The 2,929-nt window shown below is 63.0% G+C and carries 2 protein-coding genes; both read right to left on the bottom strand.

Going from position 1 to position 2,929, the window contains the following annotated elements:
- Positions 1 to 378: 378 nt before the first annotated feature.
- Positions 379 to 2,271, bottom strand: coding sequence for a heavy metal translocating P-type ATPase (locus HMPREF0308_RS08860; protein ID WP_005530796.1), 1,893 nt, complete (start codon positions 2,269 to 2,271; stop codon positions 379 to 381).
- Positions 2,268 to 2,627: a Cd(II)/Pb(II)-sensing metalloregulatory transcriptional regulator CmtR gene (cmtR, locus tag HMPREF0308_RS08865; protein WP_005530797.1), complete on the bottom strand. Its 360-nt coding sequence runs from the start codon at positions 2,625 to 2,627 to the stop codon at positions 2,268 to 2,270. Before cmtR ends, HMPREF0308_RS08860 begins: the two co-directional genes overlap by 4 nt.
- Between the last annotated feature and the right edge of the window lie 302 nt (positions 2,628 to 2,929).

Raw genomic sequence — 2,929 nt, forward strand, 5'->3', positions numbered from 1 at the left:
GAAAGTTGCACCAGGCGTGCTGTCTGCGGGTGTTGTAGCGCATGCACCACCGGAAGACTTCTTGGCGACTGATGTCGAAGTGGTCGAGTTCAAGTTCAACGTGTAACGCGAGGCGTTAATGACGTTTCGCGTTATTGGGGGTAGGTTGAAGAGCGCTGTCTCTAACTCCGGTTTTCGTTCGGCCTCGGTCCATTCCGCTACCTCGTGTGAAGAATCTGCAAGCGGTATCAGGCCGTTGAACTATTAGGTTCACCCACAGTTCCCGTGCCTGCACGCATCGAGAAGGACCAGGCGGTGAACTCGAATGACTCGCCTGGTCCAACGTGTGTGTGCGCTCGGCGCGTGGTTCAACCCTTATAAGACTTGCCGGTCACAGCCTCAGCGTTTCGCTCGTGCAGCCCGCAGGCCGTTCAAGATCACGATGACTTCGGCGACTTCGTGTACCAACACGACGGCGGCCAGGCCCAGTACACCGCTGATCGCCAGTGGCATCAACACGATGATGATGGCCAGAGACAGCACGATGTTTTGGTTGATGATCCTGCTGCCTCGGCGGGCGTGCTGCAGCGCCTGCGGGATCAGCCGGAGGTCGTGGCCGGTGAAGGCGACGTCAGCGGACTCGATCGCGGCGTCAGAGCCGGTTGCTCCCATCGCAATGCCCACCGTTGCGCCCGCCAGTGCCGGCGCGTCGTTGATGCCGTCGCCGATCATCGCCGTCGGCGTCTTGGAGGAGAGTTCGGCAACGATGCTTGCCTTGTCCTCCGGTCGCAGCTCGGCGCGCACGTCGTCGATTCCGGCGATTTCAGCCAGCGCCCGGGCGGTGCGAGTGTTATCGCCGGTGAGCATGCTCACTTCCACGTCGTTGTCGTGCAGGGATTGCACGGCATCGGGCACCTCGGGCCGCAACTCGTCGCGCACCCCGATCGCCCCGGCGAGAGCGTCATCGACGGTGACTAGGACGCAGGTCTGGCCTTCGGACTCCATGCGCTCAACGTCCGCCTTCAGTGGCCCGGCGTCGATCCATCGGGGGCTGCCGACCAGCACCCGTCGGCCTTCGACGGTGCCGCCGATGCCATGACCGGCTTCCTCGCTGATATCCAAGGCGGTGGGCGCTTCGGGATCCGCTGCCACGATCGCCGCGGCGAGGGGGTGCGTCGATTGCTGCTCAACCGCCGCCGCGAAGGAAAGCACCTGCGCCCGATCGAATCCGTCTGCCGGGACCACTCCGGTAACCTCGGGCTGGTTGCGGGTAAGGGTTCCGGTCTTGTCTACCGCTAGGTGACGGATGCCGCCGAGTCGCTCGAACGCCGCGCCGGACTTGATGACTACTCCGAACTGGCTGGCCGCGCCGATCGCGGCCACGACCGTCAGCGGCACGGAGATTGCCAGCGCGCACGGCGACGCTGCGACCAGGACCACCAGCGCACGGGTGATCCAAGTCTCTGGGTCGCTCAGCAGCGAGCCAATCACACCGACCAGCACCGCAAGGATCATCACCCCGGGCACTAGGGGTCGGGCAATCCGGTCGGCGATCCGGGCGCGGTCGCCCTTTTCCGCCTGCGCCTTCTCGACGAGATCGACGAGTGTGGTCAGCGAGTTGTCCGTTCCAGCTGCGGTCGTCTCGACCTCCAGCACACCGGCGGAGTTGATCGCTCCCGCGGGTACCTCGTCGCCGGGCGCAACCTCCTCCGGAATGGATTCTCCGGTGATCGCTGAGGTGTCAAGGCTGGAGCGTCCGGACCGAATGATGCCGTCCGTGGCGATCCGCTCCCCGGGGCGCACGAGCATCAGCTCGCCAACCTCAAGGTCCTTCGCAGCGACCTCGGCCGTCGTACCGTCGCGCAGCACGGTCGCGGTTTGCGGTACCAGCTTCAACAGTGCCCGCAGTCCGCCTTGGGCCCGGTCCATCGCCTTGTCTTCAAGCGCCTCGGCGATCGAGTACAGGAACGCCAGCGCCGCGGCCTCTTCGACGAAACCAAGGATCACCGCGCCGACCGCGCTGATCGTCATAAGCAAGCCAATGCCGAGCTTGCGCTTCGTGGCAAGGTTCCGGATAGCGCCGGGCGCGAACGTATACGCCCCTAGCAGCAGGCCGACCCAGAACAGTACTGTCGCGGGTGTCTCTAGCCCAGACCAGTCCAGCGCCAGGCCTATGACGAGGGCTATGCCGGAGAAGATCGGCAGTAGCAACTCGGGGTCCTTCCACCATGGCCGATCGAGCTCTTCGATCTCCGTGGCGGGTTCGTGTTCGCATCCACATGCTGAACTCATGCGTCCGTTCCTTTCTCGCCGCAGCCGGGCACCGAGCACTCAGTGTCGATGCAGGGGGCATTCTCGTCGACGGCCAGCGTCGCGTTGACCAGCGCTTCGAGCGCCGCCGCGAGGTGCGGATCGGCAATTTCGTAGCGGGTCTTACGGCCCTCCGGCTCAGCGACGACGATGCCGCAATCGCGTAGGCAGGACAGGTGGTTCGAGACGTTCGAGCGCGTCAGATCCAAGCTTTGCGAAATCTCGGCCGGGTAGCCCGGACCGTCGAGTAGGGTCATCAGGATTCGGGAACGCGTCGGATCAGCCATGGCCCGGCCGAGCCGGTTCATGACGTCGAGGCGTGAAGCAATAGTCAGCATGTACTGAACAATACAACGTGCGCTGAACTATTCAAAATGCACTGAACTGACGGTTGCGCGAAGGTCCGGCGACCTGCAGGAATTAGTCGATGGGATAGAAGATGACTGATCCTTTGTGGTTCGGCTGCCACCCAACGCGGGAGCGACGTGGGCGGCGAGGTTCTCAGAATCTTCACGTTGACGTCTACGCCATCCCGCAAAACCTTTACGTGTTTCCATGCGCCCATATGTTCTCTGTGTGCTGACGTAATTGCAGTTTTCTGATTGTTGCAGGCTAACGAGAAAGTAACTTTGCAACAACA

Origin of the sequence: Corynebacterium striatum ATCC 6940 (assembly GCF_000159135.1) — a bacterium.
In the GTDB taxonomy this organism is placed as follows: Bacteria; Actinomycetota; Actinomycetes; order Mycobacteriales; family Mycobacteriaceae; genus Corynebacterium; species Corynebacterium striatum.